This is a genomic window from Lentimonas sp. CC4 (assembly GCF_902728235.1).
Lineage (GTDB): Bacteria > Verrucomicrobiota > Verrucomicrobiia > Opitutales > Coraliomargaritaceae > Lentimonas.
On sequence record NZ_CACVBO010000002.1, the window covers coordinates 764,639 to 785,573 of the forward strand.

The 20,935-nt window shown below is 51.4% G+C and carries 12 protein-coding genes; 2 read left to right on the plus strand and 10 right to left on the minus strand.

The genetic code is table 11. From position 1 onward, the window contains the following. Window positions 1-250 precede the first annotated feature (250 nt). Window positions 251-1,900, minus strand: coding sequence for a hypothetical protein (locus GZZ87_RS19315; protein ID WP_162025327.1), 1,650 nt, complete (start codon window positions 1,898-1,900; stop codon window positions 251-253). 201 nt (window positions 1,901-2,101) lie between these two features. Between GZZ87_RS19315 and GZZ87_RS19320 the strand changes: the two genes are divergently transcribed. Next, window positions 2,102-4,582 (plus strand): glycoside hydrolase N-terminal domain-containing protein, encoded by a 2,481-nt coding sequence (locus tag GZZ87_RS19320; RefSeq protein WP_162025326.1) that lies wholly within the window; start codon window positions 2,102-2,104, stop codon window positions 4,580-4,582. Between the two features lie 343 nt (window positions 4,583-4,925). Here the strand turns inward: GZZ87_RS19320 and GZZ87_RS19325 are convergent, their stop codons facing one another. The 4 genes from GZZ87_RS19325 to GZZ87_RS19340 all read right to left on the minus strand — a co-directional run bounded on the left by GZZ87_RS19325 (window position 4,926) and on the right by GZZ87_RS19340 (window position 10,799). Continuing rightward, window positions 4,926-5,990, minus strand: a complete 1,065-nt coding sequence (locus tag GZZ87_RS19325; protein ID WP_162025325.1) for a family 43 glycosylhydrolase — start codon at window positions 5,988-5,990, stop codon at window positions 4,926-4,928. Window positions 5,991-6,005: 15 nt separating this feature from the next. After that, the gene (locus tag GZZ87_RS19330; protein WP_162025324.1) at window positions 6,006-7,445 is read right to left on the minus strand and encodes a sulfatase; all 1,440 of its coding nucleotides are present in this window, start codon (window positions 7,443-7,445) and stop codon (window positions 6,006-6,008) included. Between the two features lie 112 nt (window positions 7,446-7,557). Next, complete coding sequence (locus tag GZZ87_RS19335) at window positions 7,558-9,102, minus strand: arylsulfatase (protein WP_244648006.1); 1,545 nt, start codon at window positions 9,100-9,102, stop codon at window positions 7,558-7,560. Window positions 9,103-9,362: 260 nt separating this feature from the next. Continuing rightward, window positions 9,363-10,799, minus strand: coding sequence for a sulfatase (locus GZZ87_RS19340; RefSeq protein ID WP_162025323.1), 1,437 nt, complete (start codon window positions 10,797-10,799; stop codon window positions 9,363-9,365). Window positions 10,800-11,488: 689 nt separating this feature from the next. Here GZZ87_RS19340 and GZZ87_RS19345 point away from each other — a divergent pair. Beyond that, window positions 11,489-11,740, plus strand: a complete 252-nt coding sequence (locus GZZ87_RS19345; RefSeq protein ID WP_162025322.1) for a hypothetical protein — start codon at window positions 11,489-11,491, stop codon at window positions 11,738-11,740. Window positions 11,741-12,761: 1,021 nt separating this feature from the next. Here the strand turns inward: GZZ87_RS19345 and GZZ87_RS19350 are convergent. From GZZ87_RS19350 to GZZ87_RS19370, 5 genes are read right to left on the minus strand one after another with little or no spacing between them, the layout of a single operon-like run. Continuing rightward, a complete protein-coding gene (locus tag GZZ87_RS19350; protein WP_162025321.1) occupies window positions 12,762-13,991 on the minus strand; it encodes a sulfatase-like hydrolase/transferase in 1,230 nt (409 codons plus the stop codon). A 6-nt stretch (window positions 13,992-13,997) separates the two neighbouring features. Next, window positions 13,998-14,663 carry a GDSL-type esterase/lipase family protein gene (locus GZZ87_RS19355; protein ID WP_162025320.1) on the minus strand — a complete coding sequence of 222 codons (666 nt, stop codon included), beginning with the start codon at window positions 14,661-14,663 and terminating at the stop codon, window positions 13,998-14,000. 5 nt (window positions 14,664-14,668) lie between these two features. Further along, window positions 14,669-17,506 carry a GH116 family glycosyl-hydrolase gene (locus tag GZZ87_RS19360; protein WP_162025319.1) on the minus strand — a complete coding sequence of 946 codons (2,838 nt, stop codon included), beginning with the start codon at window positions 17,504-17,506 and terminating at the stop codon, window positions 14,669-14,671. 11 nt (window positions 17,507-17,517) lie between these two features. After that, window positions 17,518-19,086 carry an arylsulfatase gene (locus tag GZZ87_RS19365; RefSeq protein ID WP_162025318.1) on the minus strand — a complete coding sequence of 523 codons (1,569 nt, stop codon included), beginning with the start codon at window positions 19,084-19,086 and terminating at the stop codon, window positions 17,518-17,520. A 3-nt stretch (window positions 19,087-19,089) separates the two neighbouring features. After that, window positions 19,090-20,925 carry an alpha-L-fucosidase gene (locus GZZ87_RS19370; RefSeq protein ID WP_162025317.1) on the minus strand — a complete coding sequence of 612 codons (1,836 nt, stop codon included), beginning with the start codon at window positions 20,923-20,925 and terminating at the stop codon, window positions 19,090-19,092. Between the last annotated feature and the right edge of the window lie 10 nt (window positions 20,926-20,935).

Genomic DNA, 20,935 nt, shown 5'->3' on the forward strand with positions numbered 1-20,935 from the left:
TCGCGGCAACTAGAACACTCAAAAATATGGGTAAAGCTCAGGCTCCGCCTCGTCTTGCGGTGTGCTGGTGCTTTGGCTCTGTGCTTTGGCTCGGCTGACGGCGCGGAGGCCGTCCCTCCCCAAACAACCAATACATTCGGCAGAGCCGCATAAGCTGCGGCACGTTTCACTAATTATGGTGCGCGCGAGTATCGCTGTTTAAAAAACACCTCCTACGCCTTTTTGCGGCTACCTTTACTTGAAATCTAAATCACTCCCCATTCACCACATACGCATCCCAGAACCCTCGAACGGTCGTCCGACCAGCGGACTCATCCGACAAGTCAAAGATCCACATGGCTTCCACGGTGTCCGAGAAGTCGACCCCACCATTCGTCAATACTTTCCCCCAGTAGGAAGAGCCATCGACGATCTCCTTGGCCAAGAGCCATAGCTCTCTTGCATGGATGTTTGGATTCTGCGGATCAATCGCTTCCGGCAAATAGTGGGTGTCTGCATTCTTGTAGTTGGGAGTTTTCGGGCCACGACTGGGCTTTGCTCCATAAGGATTATTGCCGTCATCCAGCTGCACATAAGTCAAGATCGATGGGTCGTTGATGTATGACCAATCATTCTTACCATCAGTGAAGAGCGCACCTCGGTCTGGGTGACCTGCAGTATGCCGCTCATTCCAAATGCTATGCTGGACGAGGATGACGTTCGTCGCAGTATTTGTGACTCCATCCGCTATGAGTTTCGCGACCCAGTCCGCTGTGAAATCGGATTGGCCGGCATCCATTACAAACACGCGCCCGCCTGCCTCTAAGATCGGCTTGGCTTTGGCTTTCACTACATCCGATGCAAAGTCCATCTGTGCAATCCGCTCTGGAGAGCGCACCACATAGCCGTCTTCATTGGTTCCGTAGATGATGCGCGCATGCGCATTCACCCAACGAGCCTGCGCACGCTGCTCAGCTGTATCTGTGGGCAGCGCTTCGAAGCCAAACGCGAGGTCAAACAGACGGCGTGAGTCGATATACTTGAAGCGGCTGTTCTTCACCTGCACCCCATACGCTCCAGCCACGGCAAAGTAATTCACACCCTCAAAGTTAGGATGCGCTAATAGGCAACCGACAGCCGCTTGCGCGTGGATATCATCGGAATCGGGAAGGCTATCAAACTGAGCGATGAAGAGATCCTTCGCTTTGTTGAAATCATTAGACTTGGAAGTTGGCGCAGCGTTGGAATGCTGAGTGAGCCCTTCAACCGCTGAAGCTGGGACATCTTTATGACGAAACACCAGACGATCCACTTTGAAGAATTGCGAGCGCCCTGAGACCACGAGCTTGTAGGTTTCGCCAGCCTTGAAATCATAGACCGCCACCCGTTTGTTATTATGGCCACCGGGATCTAGACGATTACCAGAGACCCACTCGAATTGCTTATCGGCTCCGCCAAAAAATTTGGTGTCTGCTTGAAGCAGTGCGAGCGGCGCATCTTTCCTGTGCGCATCCCCCGCATTCGGGCCAGCGGAAAAATCGCCTTCGACTCGCACGTAGCAATCATTGGCAATATCAGAGCGCTGTTTCCCTTTGATCTCTAAGACTTCTTTTGCACATCGCAGGTGAAGGTAATAAAGCCCGCCTTTGTTGATTGTAAACTCATACTCCAAGGGAGAATTCGGTTTGCCGCTAATCGGCGAGTTGCCAGTAAATTCTAAATACCCATTTCCACTGAAGTCGTTCTTCAGCTTCGTGCGCTTCAACTCCCACAGCCCGAGCGGCGAATCGGTATCTTCGAGTTCAATATCCACAATGCCCTTCGTTTCATGATGCATGGCATGCGTATTGAAGGCGGCACTGAAAAGTGCAGTCGCGAGGATTAACAGTCGTATAAATAAAATTCGGGGTAAATGATACATAGTCTTGAATAAGAACGGTATTTGATTTTTAGACAAAATCTTTATCAGACTTTTTCGTATGCATATTATAAGGCTGCGTCGCCTATTTTCTGAAACAACCATGCAGTTGAGGCAATGGACGATGGCGGAATCCCTGTATCCAGTGATATACATATACTTGATATAGGTGTAGTATCCTATTCTTATTTTTGCATAAAAACTATGAAACTTCTCAAACTCCTCTGTCTCAGTTTTTCTCTATGCTCCTTCGCGACCGGGAGCGAATTGACACTCCGCTACGATGAGCCCGCGGCGGACGATCTTGGCGAACGATTCGGCAAAGGGAGATCGAACTATATAAAGGAAGCGCTTCCTCTCGGGAACGGCCGCCTTGGAACCATGTTTTCCGGTGGCGTCGAGCTAGAGCGCCTCATGTTCAATGACATCACCCTCTGGTGGAATGGTAAGCGTGGCACCGACGTGGTCACCCAATCTGGCGCACGCGAGGGAGCCTACAAAAACCTCGAAAAAGTCAGAGACGTCTACCGCAGCGGAAACATCGGCTCAGGCCCAGACTCTATGGAGTCAATGTCGACCAAGTATCTCTCCACTCAGGAGCCACTCGGAAGCTACACCACCATGACCAACGTCTCGATTGAGACAGGGCATACTCTGGCAGAGGTCAAAAACTACGAGCGGTCCCTCGATCTCATGACTGGTATGGGCTTGGTTAAATACGATCTGGACGATTCCTCCTACCAGCGCGAATTTTTCTGCAGCCACCCGCATGACGCAACTGGAGCACGTTTCACATCAACCAATGAACCTCTCGATCTCACGATTAAGGTTCACACCGTCCACAGCATCGAATCGACTGAGTTCCGTGACGACACTCTTTGGGTGACCGTCAAAGTGGACATGGTCGAGGACCCTGTCTTCCTGATGCAGGCCATCTACATTGATGCAGATGGAGGCACCGTCAGTGCAGATCAAAATGGAACCGTCAAAATCACAGGCACAAACGAGGTTCGCCTTTTCTCCACAGCCTACAGCGACTACCTCCCGATCTTTCCTGCTTTTAAAGGCCGTGACTACGTCAAAGACCTAGAGGCAAGCATCGCTACTCTGAAGAAGGTCGGCTACGACGCTGTTAAGGAAAGCCACATCGCAGACTTTTCGGCACTAATGGCTCGCTGCCAGTTCGAGCTCGATTTCGAGCCGTCTGGTAAAACAACCGATCTCATGATCAAAGAGAAGGTCGGAGCCGAACTTGAAGTGCTCCACTTTCAGTTCGCCCGCTACCTCCAACTCGGTTGCTCCCGCACTGCCCCAGTCCCATCCAACCTCCAAGGACTGTGGAATGCTGATAAAACTGCTATGTGGAACGGCGACTACCACACGGACATCAACCTCGCCATGAACTACTGGATGCCAGATCCATCCAACCTCTCCGAGTCTTTCCGCCCCTATGTCGAATTCATGAAAGTCGTCGCAGAGTCCGGTAAGCATAATGCGCGAGAAGTCTTCGGCATCAATAAAGGCTGGAGCATGGGGCTTAATGGCAACGTCTATGGCTTCACCGCGCAGAACGTGCATGGCCGCCGCAATCAGCAAGCAGGCCACTGGCTCTGCCAAAACCTCTACGAACACTATGCGTTCAACCAAGACCGTAAATACCTAGAGGAAATCTTTCCAATCATGAAGGGTGCCGTCGAGTTCTTCGTCGAATTCCTAGCCCCCATCGGTGATGGCTCGCTCGCGGTATTCCCCACATGGTCTCCTGAGTGTCATTACAATCCAACGAACCCGGATCAATCAGCGAGAATGAAACACAACAAGCAAGTCATGGGCGCGAACTGGGATCAGCAACTCCTCGTGAACCTGTTTACCGACTTCATCGAAGCATCGCTCATCCTTGACCGAGACCCCGAGCTTCGCGCCTCACTTAGAGAACTCTTGCCCAAGCTCGCGCCACAAAAGATTGGACGCCATGGCCAGATTCAAGAATGGCCTGAAGACTGGGATGATCCTAAGAACAGACATCGACACATCTCACATCTCATCGCTCTGCACCCAGGCCGCGACTTCTCCCCCCTTAGCACGCCAGAGCTCTACGACGCAGCGCTCGTAACCATGAAACACCGCGGCGATGACGCGACTGGATGGAGCGTCGGCTGGAAGACCTGCTTCTGGGCGCGCCTACACAATGGCGACCGTGCACACAGCATCTACAAGCTGCTCCTCGCCAAGAAAGTTCATCCAAATCTCTTCGACTTCCACCCACCGTTTCAGATTGATGGCAACTTTGGTGCCGCTGCCGGCGTCTGTGAAATGCTCCTCCAGAGCCATCTGCGCAGCATAGACTCTAGCGCAACAGAAATTGCGGAAGCAACCTACGTCGCTTACGAGCCCACCGCAGACAACGAAAAAGTATTCGTCGCCACAGTGCCTCCAAACTCACTCGTAGATGCACCCTTCATTCTGCACTTACTACCCGCACTACCATCTGAGTGGAGAAAAGGCAGCATCTCAGGTATGAAAGCTAGAGGTGGTTTTCTAGTAGACATCGCGTGGGAAGGCGGACAACTCAAGACTGCTAAAATCACCGCCAGTAAAGACGGCACCTTCCGCCTTTACCACGACGAGCAGCTCTCGAATAACATCAGCCTAAAAGCTGGAGAAAGCTACAGCTACGCAAAGTAGTTTATCCTTAAAAGATGAGTTAGGCGGAGGTCTTCCGTAGATGGCGAAGCAAGTCAGAAGACAGTGGTTAGAATCTGAACATCAGTGTTTTATGAAGCATCTTCGATTCGCCAAATGGCTTCGCCCTTCGGTTGCACCCAAGCGCATAATAAAGTGTCGCTGCGCTCGGTAGGCAACTTATCAGATTGCTACGCCATCTCCGACAGACCTCCGTCGTGTAAATTCGTGTGCATTGCTACGCCATCTCCGGCAGACCTACGTCGGGGTTTCTAAAATTGAACCTAAGCCTACTGTAGAGGCTTCTATTCTCTTGGCTAGATGAGATTAAGTTAAAATAGATTCATTATGGCCATTTGATCTCAATGCGACGCAAGCCGAGGCCGTCTTTGTTCTTTTCTGCAGAAATCCCCCAGGTGGGTCGTGCCCCTATATTGCCTTCTTCAAAATCAGCCCGATACATTCCAAGGGCTTTTTGCGAGGTAATCGGATTCATGCTCTTAAAGTTGATACCGTCCGTAGACTCATAGTAGAGCGATGGACCATGGGAGGTGCAAAGGGAACCGACACTACCATCAGGATTCTTCCAAAGCACCGCCTCATGCCCTTCATGCAAGATTTCCCCGTGCTTCACATAGGGGCCCTCGGGTTTATCCGCGACCGCAACCAAGAGAAACGTTCTCTGCCTTACACGTATGTCTTTACCCTCCGCATCGATGGTCTTCGGGTAACCTTTGTAATAGAGCCATATCTTATCCTCTCTAACGACAAATACAGTATCATCGCAAAGGAATCCATCCGGAGCATCGTAAGAATCAGTCGGCGTGACCATCGGATTGTCCCCCAATTTTGTCCAGGGGCCATCTGGCGACTCCGAAACAGCCATACCGATCGAAGCTAAATTATGAGGAATATTGAAAGGTGCTTTCACACCAGTGTAAGCGAGGTAATATATACCCTTATAGGCCAAAATATTCGGCGTATAGACTCCACCTTCATCCCAAGCTCCGGCCCCACCCTTATCTATGGCGATTCCTTGCTCTTGCCAATCGACACCATCTTTACTTGTCGCATACCAAGTATTCGCACTCCAGCCACCGGGGAAGCCTTGCTCACTCTGATGGATTTTTGCATACCACACATAATAGGTATCCCCCACACGAATGATATCACTGGGATCTCGGCGCTTCCACTCCGGTGTCTGCAGAGTGGGTGTATCCGAAACTGTAATCACCACCTGCGCATCACTGGCTGGTGTCGGATCCACCTTCACTTCTTGTTTCCAGAACTTAAAAGCTTCGGCGTAGATCTCCTTATGGTTCTTGGGGTCTAAGTCTTCAGATGCAGTAGTCACTGTCGATAGAGCGACAAGTGCTGAAACTAAGACCATGCATTTCATGTTGTTTTTCATTTTCGAATAATTACTTCACTTCTTTTTCTTCTTCGAGCTTGCTGTGGCGGGACCATAGTTTGGCTCGGTAGAAAGCGTTCGTCGATCCGCACCAAACGTGCGGGCATTTGCACCGAAGACACCATGGTCTCCGAGATCAGCGCGAGCCGAGTCTGCGAGTTTTGTTAACTGTGCGACAAGCTCCGGATATTGGGCAGCCACATCTGTGGTCTCGCTGATGTCTGCCTCCAAGTTATACAATCGCGCCTCTGTAATACGTATCGCATCGGATTTATCAATGTGTCGCTTCCAATTCGTCGCAATACTCCCCTTCACTGGCTCAGTGTGTGGCAAGATCAGTTTCCATTTACCTGAACGAACCGCTCTCAGGCAGTCGTGTTGATAATAAAAATAACTGCGGTCGATATCGACCACTTCACCGTGAATAAGCTCAGAGAGATCAACACCATCGATCACACGGTCAGTGGGAGCCATAGTCCCCGCCAGCGTGGCGAGTGTCGGCATCAGGTCGATCGTGGCCGCGATGGCATCCGACTCGGTGCCCGCAGGAACCTTGCCCGGTGCGCGTATGATACATGGCACCCGCAAGCCGCCTTCCCAGAAGGAAGTCTTGCCACTGCGCAGCGGCTCCGCATGACCTCCGTGATTCTTTCGAATCAGCCATGGCCCGTTGTCACTGGTAAAGATAATATAGGTCGTCTCATCGAGCCCGAGTGCGCTGACCTTATCGAGCACCCGACCGACATTGAAATCCAACTCTTCGATAACATCACCATAAAGCCCGCCAGCTGACTTGCCTTTAAAGTCTTTAGAAGCCGCCAACTTGGTATGTGGCATCGTATGCGCCAAATAGACAAAAAACGGGGCATCTCGGTGCGCCTCAATAAATGTCAACGCCTCGTCAGTATAGCGTTCAGTCAGCATCGCCATATCCGCCTTGCGCTCAATCGTTTCGGTGCCACGGATCAGATTAACCGAACTGTCATTGCTCCCAGGTGTTCCAAAATAGGTATCAAATCCTTGATACGGCGGGAGTAGCTCCGTTTTGGCATGTGCCGGATTGTGCCCCGCCAAATCCCATTTGCCAAAGGCAGCTGTGGCATAGCCCTGCCCTTTCAACACTTCAGCAATCGTAATCTCGTCCGTGTGTAACTCAGGGTGAATCGAATTCGGGTCGTCTTGACGCGCTAGTCGCAGTGGGTAGCACCCGGTCATCAACGCAGCGCGTGAGGGTCCGCAAACGGTCTGCGCATAGAAGCTGGTAAAGCGCATGCCCTCGTCCGCCATACGGTCAATGCGCGGCGTCTTAATATCTGGCGATCCGTAGCAGCCCAAATCCTGATAGCCCTGATCATCGGTAAAGATGATGATGAAATTTGGCCTGGTAGACTCCGCATGCGTCCATGCGGAGATCGAGAGTAATCCGAGCAATAAATAGGTGAGCTGTTTTTTCATTCTGTTGGGGATAATGGATCGATACGACTGATTGCCGAGCGCACGGGGCACACTGACATTTCTTTCTAACTATAAGATCAAAGAGTATAGCTCAATCAAACCCAGAGCGCTATCACTGGTTTACGTGATACTCTGATAGCAATGCCTCCATTGCTTCAACCACGTCTGGGTGCGATTCATACAAGTTGACCGTTTGACCTAAGTCCGTTTCAAGGTCGTATAATTGTGCCGGCGGCGCACCCTTTTTGATTCTACCTTTCTGGATATCGCTGTTGCTACGCCCCGTGTAAGTGACTGCTGGTGGGCCTGCGAATCCGTTTTGGCCGGGCTTCTTTCCCTTAAAGCCGGCACCGCCTTGAAAAGGAAGATACACCCATTTTCCCTTGCGCAGTGCCAGGTGCTGCTCCTGTCGCGCGGCAATGACAAGGTGCTCGCGAAGTGCCTGCGTAGGTTCTTCCAATAGAGCTGGCAGCGCATTGATACTGTCAGTGCCCGTTACCACTTGGCCAGTCAGTGCAGCAAACGTGGCAAACAAATCAACCGTGCTGATCAATTGCGACGACACCGTTCCCGGCTCAATGTTGCCAGCCCATGTAGCGATAAACGGCACACGGTGCCCCCCTTCCCATGCACTAAACTTATACCCCAATAACTCGCCGCTGCTATGATGCCCCAACTTGAAGGCCTCCTGCCCTGCATTACTAAACATCGCGCCATTATCACTCGTTAGAATAATCAGCGTGTTATCTAACACACCTTGCGCCTCTAGGCTTTTCACAATCTGCCCGACAATCCAATCTAACTCATGGATCACATCGCCATACAGACCAGCCTCGCTAGTGCCGCGAAATTGCGGCGCAGGTGTGTAGGGGTGGTGAATTTGAACCGTCGAGTAATAGAGAAAAAAGGGCTGTGCCTCTTGCGACTCCATCCAGTCGATCGCCTTCTCGGTGAGCTGGGTGCCAACCGCATCGTCCTTGTAAATCGCATGCGCCTGCACTGCCCCACTAAAGACGTTGTCAGAGCGCTGACCCGCTTCTGGCGAAATCGGTGTGAGTGGTGTCGCTTGCTTCGACGCTTTGGGCCCAATATAGACCAACGGATCTGCTGGATCATACCCAACGATCTGGTCATTTTCCACATAGACAAACGGACTCACACTATTGCCCACAGGCAGTCCAAAGAAGTAATCAAAGCCGAGTTGCAACGGCCCAAACTGCAGCAGCTTCGGCCAATCGTTGCCACCTTCGCCAAACCCTAATTGCCAGTTGCCGATCATCGCAGTCGCATAGCCCATTGTTTTAAACAGGTCCGCGATCGTTGCTTGCTCCACAGCGATCAGCAGCGGCGAATTATTTCGAGCCGGAGCCCACAGACCTTTTCCATTCAATGCACGAATAGGATACTCCCCGGTCAACAGCGCGTAGCGCGACGGAGAGCTCGCAGCGGAAGCCGAATGAGCATCCACGAACATACGGCCATTCGCGGCTAAGTCGTCGATGTTGGGTGTGCTTACTTTGGTGGCACCATAGCACCCCAAATCGCCATACCCAAGATCCTCCGCCACGATTAGGACGACATTCGGAGGCGTTGTCTCGGCATTCAAAAAGAGCGCCGAGGCCATGAGAGACAAACAGCTTAGTATTTTAAAATTCATGAGTTGTTCGCTTTTGCTGCTGGCATATGAATCATTTCAGGGGAAAAGGACCCCAGGATTTTTAACCACCCGTTCCCTACGGTCACTAGAGGACACAGAGAGCACTGAGCCAATCAGACGTTTTTCAAATATCAGCTTGTAGCTCGAAATTTTAGCGATGTAAGCTCTGTGCTCTCAGTGTCCTCTAGCGCAGCGGGTGGTTAAAAATAAAACGAACCTAAGTGTGCCAGCAAAGATCGTCACAGGGAATGAAATGACGATTACTTAAGGCTCAGCGGCACCGGATTTTCAACTGTGATTGTTGGGCGGACTCCAGCGGTCATTTCTGTCTCAAACCCTGCCATCGCAACCTTAAGTTGCTGAACAATTTCAGGGTGCTTGGTCGCGACATTTCTCTTCTCACGAATATCATCGTCCAAATTGTAGAGCGCTTCTTTGCCATCGACGATGCGTAACTTCCAAGACTTCCAGCGCACGGCCTCAAGCACGCCCCAATGCGCATAGAAGAAATACTCGTGTGGACTCTCTGCGCCCTCAGTTAGGGTGGGCATCATGTCTTTGCCATCAATTACGAGATCCGCTGGCAATTGAGCTCCGCTGAGTTTTGCGAACGTAGGAAGCACGTCCATTGCAGTGAGTAGTTCATCGTTATCACTGCCTGCAGGAATTCCGGCTGGCCAGCGGATTACAGTCGGCACGCGTTGACCGCCCTCCAAAGTGCTCCCCTTTTTGCCACTCAAAGGCTTGGCAGAACCTTTGCTGGGTCCGTTATCAGACGTATACAGCACGATGGTATTCTCATCAATCCCCTCCTCTTTGAGTGTATTCAGAATCTCTCCAACCGACCAATCGATCTCAAACATGGCCTCTGAAAAAATACCTGGCTTCCCTTTGCCATTGGTTTTGCGTTCTTGCGCATACGCCTTCTTAATTTCAGGCGAAGCCGCGAGCGGCCCGTGTGGTAAGGGATGCGCGACATAAAGGAAGAAGTGGTCGTCCTTGTTGCGTTGGATAAAATCGACTGCGCGCTCAGTGATGCGGCGCGTTAGGTAGTTGGCATTTGGCTCCAGCTCAATGACGGTTTCACCTTCCAGCAGTGGTAGCGGTGGAAAATTAAAGAATTTCTGCCTCGGGTGCTTTGGGTGAATGTCGTGACTGTAGGGAATGCCAAAATATTCCTCAAAGCCCTGGCGGGTCGGCAAAAACTCAGGCTGGTCCCCCAGGTGCCATTTGCCGAACATCCCGGTTTTGTAGCCAGCAGATTGCGCGACTTCGGCGATCGTTAGCTCGTCCGGACTGAGTCCACGTCCATCGCCAGCCAAACAGACGGGAAACTTTCTACCCTTGGGAAGATGCGGCATATCAATCTCTAGCGAAGACGGCACATCCATATCAATGCGTGCAGGGTAGCAACCCGTCATCAGCGCAGCGCGCGACGGCGTGCAGAGCGGTGCGGCCACATAGAAACTAGTCAGCCGCGCACCCTCTTCTGCCATCTGATCGATGTTTGGCGTGGTAACATGCTTTCCACCAAAACAGCTCAGATCGGCGTAGCCCTGATCGTCGGTGAAGATGATGATCAAATTCGGTTTGCCCTGCGCGGCCGTTGTTGAATCCGCGGTTTCAGCATTCGCGAGCAGGGCCGACGCGACCATCGCAAGCATTCCGGCTAACGAGTAAGTGAGTTTTCGTTTCATTCTGTTTGGGATAAATGGGATATTGGTCGCGCAAGATTGCTATAGTCCTGACTTCAACTCTTGTCAGTATAACAGAATCAAACTGAGATCACTATCACTGAAATGGGTGATATGTTCCACAACGTGACACAGGCATTTTATCTGTCCAATTGGAGTCAGCGCCTTTCACGTAGCCTCTGACTTCGTGCGCTTAGCGCCTTTTTGAATCAGAACTTAAGCGCTTAACCGTAGAATGAATTTAGCCACGAAAAGGCGCAAAAAAGCACAAAAAGAAACGCCGCTTCGACCGTCCACACGATGACCTCAACGTGAAAGCCGTAGCGTAAAGATTCATCGAACGTTCATCTCCAACGCATTGTTAACCACCCGCTCCCGATAGTCACTGGAGGGCACAGAGCCACGGAGCCTGAACGACGCCAAAGAGCACGACGAAAATTTACGCGACGCCATCTACGGACTTTGTTAGGCATCAAGAAACCGTGGCCTACCGAGCACAGCGACACTTTATTATGTCCTTGGGTGCAAGCGCAGGCGAAGCTATTTGGCAGCCGGGAAAATCCACATAAGACACTGATCATCAGCTCCTAGATTCTGCCTTCGAACTACTCTTTTAAGATTCATCGAACGTCCCCGCCCAACCAACTAATTCCAAACTAAAGCTCGGCATTGTCTAACCGCAGATTGCGCAGATGGACACAGATTCTTACAACGTGGCGATCGACCTAACAGACCCGAAGCACCGAGCCCAAGTGTCGCGGTCCCAGGAACTGGTTTCGGCCACAGACCCAAGCACCGAGCTTAAGTGTAGCGGAGCCAGTAACTGGTTTCGGCCCGTTGCATTTGCGAAGTCTCACGCCCGCTACGCTCAAGGCACAAAGCCCAGACAACTGCCACTGAAAGGCTACGCACCCTCTGCCTTTGTGCGCTTCGTGACACAGTGAGACACCTCATTCCTTTTGCCTCAAGCCGTGACACAGACATTCCTGTCTGTCCACCGAGCACAAGCCACCGAGCCAAAGCCACCGAGCACAATCCTCCGAGCCAAAGCCGTAGCGCGAAGATTCATCGAACGTCTCAACCGAACCAACGTATTCCAAACTCAGGCTCTGTATTGTCTAACCGCAGATTTCGCAGATGGACGCAGATTATTACAACATATCAATCGACCTAACAGAGTCTCAGTAAGCGGAACCAAGACTAGTCTGGGCATAGCTTCTTCGAAGCCTGAACCAGTTTCGGCCTGTTGCACAACCAAAGAATCTGCCCGCTAAGACACGCCAAGTATACGCCAAGTATACACCAAGCTCAGACAACATCGTAGCGTGAAGATTCATCCTCAAGTCTCAACTCTCAGCCCTCAAGTCTCCCTCCGTCGGGGCTTTCCTCGCCCTAGATCATGAGCTTGTCGAATGAGGAAGACCGCACCGTGCAAGAAGCTCCAACCACACCAAGACTCACGAAGTAACAACACCCTACGCATCCTTACACTTCGTGAGCTTCGTGCCTTCGTGAGAGCCCAATTCGTTTTAATCCCCAAGCCGTGACATAAGACTTAAAAAGGAGACTTAAAAAGGGGTCATTACGTAGGTGTCTATATGTAAATATACGGAATGACCCCTTCTGGATTCCTGAATGGAAGAAAAAGGAAATTATTGAGATCGATGGACAGAAATGGATCTTCCTCGAAATGACGTCAAATGCCGTGGATGCAGACATCTACAATATCATGCTAATCACTGGGCTGAACGGTCAGATGCTCGCCTTTAACTTTAATTCAACTAAAAGCGATTTTCCAAAATACGAAAATTCGCTTCGAGAAAGCATTAAATCGATCAAACTAAAATAATAGCGGACCAGTCAGAGCACTCAATTTCGCTAATGTTCCATTAACTATCTTCTACGTTGCAGAAGAAAGGAACCCAGATTTTTTAACCGCTGAATTTCACTTAAACGGAAAAAGGGTCATGTAATTACCTTTGTGGTTGGCATAGTTTCATCAAAAAGGTGTGGCAGTTCAACATGGACAACCCAGACGCAGTTTACCGATACATGTCCGAATTCAAAAAAGACCGAGGCCACAAAGAGGAGGCTTTCAGAGAACTGACCACAAAGGTAATGACATGACCCCATCAGCCTCTTCATAAGCTTAGCAAATGTGGGGAGCAGGTCCATCGTGCTCATAATTTCCGAATTGTCCTTACCAGCTGGTATCTGGGCAGGCCAGCGCACTACGGTGGGCACTCGCACTCCACCCTCAAGTATCTTACCCTTACCGCCCGACAATGGTTTCGGTGAACCGACCATAGGGCCGTTGTCGCTTGAGAAGATAACAAAGGTATTATCGTCAATGCCGTGTTCCTTGAGTGCCTTAAGGATTTCGCCTACCGACCAATCAATTTCATTAATCGCATAAGGATAAATCCCGTCTCTCACTTTGCCCATACTCGGCGAGGCATCTTCTCGTGCAACCGCGGCGCGGAGCTTCTCGGGAACATCTTTCATGAAGTCCTCCGAGACCGCGAGCGGACGGTGCGGCATCGGATGTGCAAGGTAGATAAAGAAAGGCTCGTCATGATTCTTAGCGATGTAGTCGACCGCCTTTTCAGTGAATCGTTTGGTTAAATACGCAGGGTCAGGATTCACTTCGACGACTGTATTTCCCTCAAGCACAGGAAGTGGCGGGAAATTATACTTTTTGTTACCATGACGTGGATTGATGTCATGACTGTAAGGCAGACCAAAGAAGACATCGAAGCCTTGATCCATCGGCAACAGCCCGGGTTGGTCGCCGAGGTGCCACTTCCAAAACATCGCGGTTTGATAACCTGCTGAACGAGCCACTTCCGCAATTGTGATTTCATCAGGATGCAATCCATACGAATCACCCGCGAGACAGACACCACTGTTCATCCCGATTCTTTCAGCATGTGTGCCTGTCATCAGAGAAGCACGCGATGGAGTGCAAATCGGAGTGGACACATAGAAGTTAGTCAAACGCGCACCTTCGGCAGCCATCTGGTCAATATTGGGTGTCTTCACATGATCGCCACCAAAACAACCGAGGTCACCGTAGCCTTGGTCATCCGTGAAGATGATGATGAAATTTGGCTTAACAGATTCCGCCGCTGCAGGCTGCAGCCATAGAGCCGCGAGAGCGAGGCCGAGAGCCAAAGTAAAGTGGAACGTCTTCATGAAATATTAATCAACTAGTTTTGTGATTGTTGTAGCGATCGTTTTTGCAATTTGGCCTGCGCCCTGGGCGTTGGGGTGCACGCCATCTGGAAACAACGCCTTTTTGTCGCTCAATGCCGTATTGAGATTGATGATATTGACCCCCGCCTGAACCCCCACCTCAGAGATCAAAGGAATAATTTCATTTGTCAGGACGTCATCGGTCATCCCCTTGTGTTCAGTATAGATCGGAACCGGAATGCAGATCCACACCGTAGGCTTACTCTCTAAGTTCTGAAACGTGCGGATCAGCTCGACATAGTCCGCGACAAATTCCGACTTATGTTTTCCGATGTTCTGTGGCCGCGTATCATTCGTGCCTAACTGGATCACTACCAGATCCGGCATGAATTGCATAGCAGCCTTAAACTGTGAGGTTTTCCAGTAAGGTGCATGCCCCTGCTTCAAGACTGTGGCACCGTTCTTACCAAAGTTTCCGACGCCCCAATGCTCGCCCAGTAAATCCTGCAGCTGAGCTGGATAGCTCTGTCCTGCCCGGTCCTTGATTCCGAAACCATAGGTGATGCTGTCGCCCACACAGGCGACGCGCCTCAGACCTTCAGCATGGACAACCATGCCAAAGACCAACAGCAGCAGACAGAAAGAGAAAAACCGTTTAAAATGACAAGTCATCCTATTTAACTAATACTCACGCTTAAGGTCTGCCCGACTTCCAGCTTCAGTCCGTCCTCAAAGCTGACAACATAACGTCCAGATTCTTGTTTAAATCGGACCTTGAGCCACTTGCCGTCGACCTCGACCTTGGCCTGACTTCCGCTGAAACCTTTCACTTTGGCAAATGCAAGATCGTTCAAGACTAACTGACCATGGCGTAATTCAATCCGTTCGACCTGTGTGCCTTGAGCAACCTTCTGCGAGAAGCTGCCCCATCCTTCAGCCGTCGTGAACGGAGCCTTGAAGTCTTCGGGGTGGATGCGTGGTGCGAAGGCGAGATATCCCTTCGGCCCATGATACTCATAGCCGCAGGCTGCGAGGAAGATGCCGTAGCTGGCCATCGAGCGCGCGTAGTGATCGCCGCATTCGATCTCGTTGTAGGGGTTACGTTTTGCTGCGCCATAGCGCTCATGGATCGCTTTGGTAATCGCGAGGCCCTTTTCGACAAGGTCTGAGTCAGGCTGACCTTCGTAGAGCATATGAGCGGCCACCTGATATTCGAAGCCGTTCATACATTCGTTAAAGTAGCCGCCGACACTTGTGAACCTGTCAGGGTTTTTCTTTGAGCGCAGCTTATCTCCGGGTATGGCTTCCTTGGCTCCACCCTTTGGCCAAGTCGTCATGAGTAGACCTGCCTCACCAGGCATCGCATACCAACGGAAAGCCGATTCGATTTGAATATGATCGAGCGCATATTGCCCCGCATCCGGCGCAAAATTGTATTTCCAAATACTGTTGAGCGCAGAGACCGTTTCTTCCTTTGGAATGATTCGATCCAAGCCGACTTGATAGGCCCAAGCCTGACCAATCACTTGGTCAATATGACAACCTTTGTTGGTGTTGAGACCTTTGCCCCCCTTCGCTGGCTTGTGAATGAAATATTCGCCATTATAGACTTCAGCGACGATGTTCTTGTAGCCGCGATCCAGAAGCATACGACAACGTTCTGCAAAGGCATCGTCGCCGACTTCCGTTGCCATCTCTTCGGCCGCCGCCAAGGCGCCTAGGTAGAGACTGCTCAACCAGCCCATCGGGCCATACCACGCAGCATCGAGCGTGTGCGGTTGCTTACCTTCCCACATGCCGTTTTCGTCAGGGTCTTTAGCGATTAGGAACTCGGTCGCCTTCTTTACCTGCGGCCATAAGCGTTTAAGGAATGCATCATCCGGCGACATCTGGTGCTCACGATAGGCGCGCATGATCGAACCGGCGTGACCGTCGACCGCCTCTTTGCCGCCCTTCTTATGGTATTCGGCGCGGTCTTTGATCATGCCGCTCTTTGCTTCCATGCCGATGCCATCGACAAAATCAACCTTCTCGCGGAAGGCGCGTTCGACTTCTGGAAAGATGCGGCCAAGCGCTTGAGCGTAATACCACACGTGCGTGCAAGTGCCCGGACAACACTCGACACCTTCCCAGCCATAAGGACGGCCATCATCGAAATAATGGAAGGTCTGCGTTGCGATACAATCCAAGCCGATGAAGGTGCGGTCGAGGAACCAATATGGCAGCGTGCTATCATACCATGTCTGGTTCCATGCCTGCGTGCTGGTGAGCAAACGCTTGTTATCACTCGCGAGGTATTCCGCGACCTCTTCGGCGGAATTGAAGTGATTGCTATACAAACGTTTTCTACCACGGAAGATATGCTGTGATCCTTGCTTGGCCCCCTTGAGTGGCTTCGCATCAATCTCTGCATATTCGGGGAAGAACCAAGTGATCGCAAAATCGACTGTTTTGGTTTCTCCAGGCGCCAATGTAAAACTGGCAAATAGACCACCAACCAGCGGCTCGTCCAACGCTTTCTCAGCAGGGGCTTGCGCTTCATCCGCCGATGCTTGATCGACAAAGCCTGCAGGCCCGTTGGCACCGTCAAGCGTGGTGGCGGCAGTGACCTTGAGATCCTTTGCATTCGACTCATGCAGCAGTGACAAGGTCATGGAACCGTAGCCATGCTTCTCCTCCAGTCCCTTGCCTTCGATGGTGCTTAAGATACTGGATTGAGTCGTAGACTGAACAAAGTGGTTGCGACGCTTACCCTGTGCTTTGGCATCTAAGTAAGGGCATGTGGCGTTTTGCAGCCATCCGCCGAGATCGACCTCTACGCTGTCATTCGAGGTATTGGTCACAGTGTAACTCATCACCGTGGCTGGGATCGACGAGTCCTTGGCATTGAGTGGGATGAATGGACTGAAACTGCTTAATTGCACGGTCACCGGTATATCACCATCAGTGTAGCTGACCTTACCGATGGGATACTCTCCGCGAAATTGAATATTGGAGAAGCCCTGACGATCCAGCGTCTTGGTGCCAGCCTTCGTGCGGATAAGGAAGCCTTGGTTTACGTCTGCACCATTTTGCACACTGTATGGCTCACCTTGCGCAACTGGGTTGGCGTAGTTGCCGCCCATCGGGAACGCTGCAATCATATTGCCGGGATTCGGCACACGGAAATAGTTGCTCTTAAAAATATCCCAGAGCCATAGTTTACCATCGCCGCCGAGGTAGAGCTGACCACAACCCATGCCACCAATTGGCATACCGATATATTTGAGCTCCTCGCCTTTGAATAACTCGGGCGCACCGCGCTGCGTCAACGAGGCCAACCATTGTGCGGATAGCTTCTTGTCGGCTGGAATCAAGTGATTCGTAATATCCTCTTTCGAGAACGGCCCCGCCATCACCGGGAAGCCTGAAAAGGTAAGGCCGGCAGCCGACAGTGCCCCTGCCTTGAGAAAGTGCCTACGTGACACACCCGCTTCTAAGGCATGGTCTAAATCTTGTTTGGTTTCTTTTTTCATGGGGTAAACTATTACTTTTTCTTGGCCTTCATTGCTATCCAGCCAATGGGTTTTGTATTTGGAATCGTGGCACGTTCGTTCGCTAATTGCGCAGCAAGCTTCTGGGCGACTTCCGGATAATCGGCGATCACGTTGCTAGTCTGTGCAGGATCCTGTTCGAGATTGTAGAGCTGAGCATTCGGCGCAGCGCGGCGCAGCTTACCTTTAACGATGTCGCTATTAGTTCGCCCCATCACCGCAACGGACGCAGGGCCGCCCTTACTACCGGTAAAACCACCATCTCCTGTTGTAGGAATATAAACCCAGTCGCCCTGCCGGATGGACAAGTGTGCCGGATTGTTGGGGCAAATTATGAGATCGGTGCGGATCGGTTGACCCGGTGTGCCCGTAAGTGTTGCAAGTTGATTCAAGCTATCACGCTCCTCCTCGAGTTTTTGCCCGGTGATTGCAGCGAATGTGGCCAGTAAGTCCACGTGGCTAATCAGCGCATCCGAGGTAGTGCCTGCAGGCACTTTATTAGGCCAACGCACAATCATCGGCACACGATGTCCGCCTTCCCACGCACCGAACTTTGAGCCTAGCAAGTCACCGTTGATATCATGCCCCATCCGAATCGCGGTCTGTCCGCCGTTGTTGAGCATGCCACCATTATCGCTACTGAAGATCACCAGCGTGTTGTCGGCAATCCCCTGTTGCTCGAGGAAATCCATGACTTGCCCCGTGATCCAATCGAGTTCGACGGTGAAGTCACCATACAGACCCGCCTCACTGCTGCCTTTAAACTGAGGTGCTGGAGTAAAGGGATGGTGAATGTTCGTCGTCGAGAGCGCCAAGAAGAACGGCTGAGCATCCTTGACTGAATCCATCCACTGAATTGAACGTTCCGTGAGATTGGTGCCGATCCTTTCATCGACGTAGAGTTGGTGTGCTGCCTTGCCACCACCGATGCGCCCAGCACCTTTTTCAGGAAGCTTCTTAGCGTAAACCGGCTTACGATTGGGAGCAATCGGATCGGCTGGATCCAAGCCGACGATGTAGTGGTTTTCCACATACACATAGGGCGGCACGCTGTTCGCACATGGGATGCCATAGAAATAGTCGAAGCCCAACTCAAGCGGTCCAGGTTTCAAGGCTTCATTCCAGTCGGGCGCATCATTGCCGAAGCCGAGGTGCCACTTGCCAAAATAGGCGGTGGCATAGCCCGCATGTTTGAACACATCGGCAATCGTATCGCGTGATGCATCCAGTGTTAGCTTACCATCGTGTCCGACCGGGCCCCAGTAGTTGACACGAAAAGGATACTCCCCCGTTAACAGGCCATACCGTGAGGGCGAGCACACCGCTGAACTGGAATGCGCATCAGTGAAACGCATTCCCTCAGCAGCGAGTTGATCGAGGTGTGTGGTTTTAATTTTCTCAGCGCCGTAGCAACTGAGATCTCCGTATCCGAGGTCATCGGCGAAGATAAGAACCACGTTGGGCAGATCCCTGCCCTCTATAACTGCGGCGACGGAGGGAGCCGCGTGTAAATTCGTCAGCGCTCCAAACAGCACGACGGTTAATAGATTTCGTGTGTTCATAAATTATTGCACTCTCTCCAGTATCACATCTTTAAGTCCCATCAGACCCTGTCCGTATTTGATGGCCTCCGGAGTGATCTCAAGTGCTTTGACCGATAATTGATAAGTCCCTGGAGCCTCGAATTCTACCTGACCAAGCGTGACGCTCTGAGGGCCCGCTTTGAGTGGCGACTGCTTGCCTTTCAGTTTCCCCGCCTGCACGGTGTGCTCAAAGGAATGGCCCGCGACTTCAACGGCAAAGCGACCGCTCTGCATCCAGCTATAGTAGTTGACCTTCACATTGTAGCGACCGGGCTCATCTACTTGTAAAGTCCACTCGGCCCAGTCGGACGGATTCGTCCAGCCCTTGAGGTTTTCACGCTGTGCACCGGCCCCACTGCCCAGTGAGAAATGCAGGGTATCCCCGTGGATTTTAGCAAAAGCAGCGGATAGGAAATAGTCTCCCACACGAAGCTTTGAATTGCCTGTTTGTGGACGCAGTGGCTTGCCCAACGGACGGATGGCATTGTTCACGATGGGTTCGTCAGTCAGCTCTACTTTCAAAACAGTCAAAAGCGGGTCCACCGGTTTGGATGGTAACTGCACGTGCACGTCTTGTCCGACTTGTTCAAAGGAAACTGACGCTTCGTGATTGAGATATGAAATCGCCTGAATACCGGCATTCGGCTTCCCTGCATTCAGACTAGGAATGATCAATGTGCCATCCTTTGGCCAATCGAACACCTGGTAGTAGAGCGTGTTGCCACGCCGGGTGCTGGTGCCCCAATCCAATAAATAATGCGGGCCACGTTGGGTGCCATACACACATTCTCCATTGGCCTCCAACCACTGCCCTAATGGCTTGAGCTTCTTCACGCTGACAGGCGGCAATAGCCCCTCAGGCGTCGGCCCCATATTCATAAGAAAATTGCCGCCGCGTGAGACGGTATCAAACAGATTGCGCAGTGCCCAATTTAGAGACTGAGAAGTATCACGTCCTTTCCAGAACCATCCCCCATCAAATTTCTGGCAGCTCTCCCATGGACGTGACCAGTTCTCGCCGATATAGGGCACAAAGTTCTCAGATGAGCCGTAATCACCGTCACCGACGCGACGCTGTCCGACGCGGTCAACTAGCATGATCTCCGGTTGCAATGCACGGATATGATCACGGTATTCCATTGCCCGTTCCACCGTCCAACTGTTCACCCATTCGCCGTCTAACCACAAGGTAACGACGGAGCCATACTTCGTCAGTAGTTCCTCGGTTTGGTCGAGCATGTATTGGTGGTAACGCGCGTAGTTTGGACTGCCAATCTCACCCGTATAGTCGGGGTGTTTAAGATCCCAGACAGAATAATAAAATCCTAGCAGCATATCGTGCTTCGCACACGCATCAGCCAACTCCTTCAAGGGGTCGCGCTTAAACGGTGTCGCATCGATAATATCGTGATCGGTGTAAGCCGAATCAAAGATGCAAAACCCCGAGTGATGCTTGGAGGTAATCACAATATAACGAAAGCCTAATTCCTTTGCAGTTAAGACCCACTCTTCAGCATCGAACTTTACCGGATTAAACTTCGACAATACTTTGTCGGAGATAACCGCCTCGCCTCCAGCTTTCTGTGGGCCCCAATGCAAGAAGAGACCGAAACGCGCATCCTCCCATGGTCGAATGCGCTCCAATCGATCCACTTCAGATTCACCAGGAAAACCCGCGACGATGGGTTCACCGACCATATATTGAGCGAACCAGGGTTGATTCGTTTTAGCGCGAACGGACGCTTCCATCGGATCGAGTTCGACAGCGCTTAGCGCCTGCAGGGTGATCACAAAAGTAACTAGTAATAAATGTTTCATTTAAATGGGC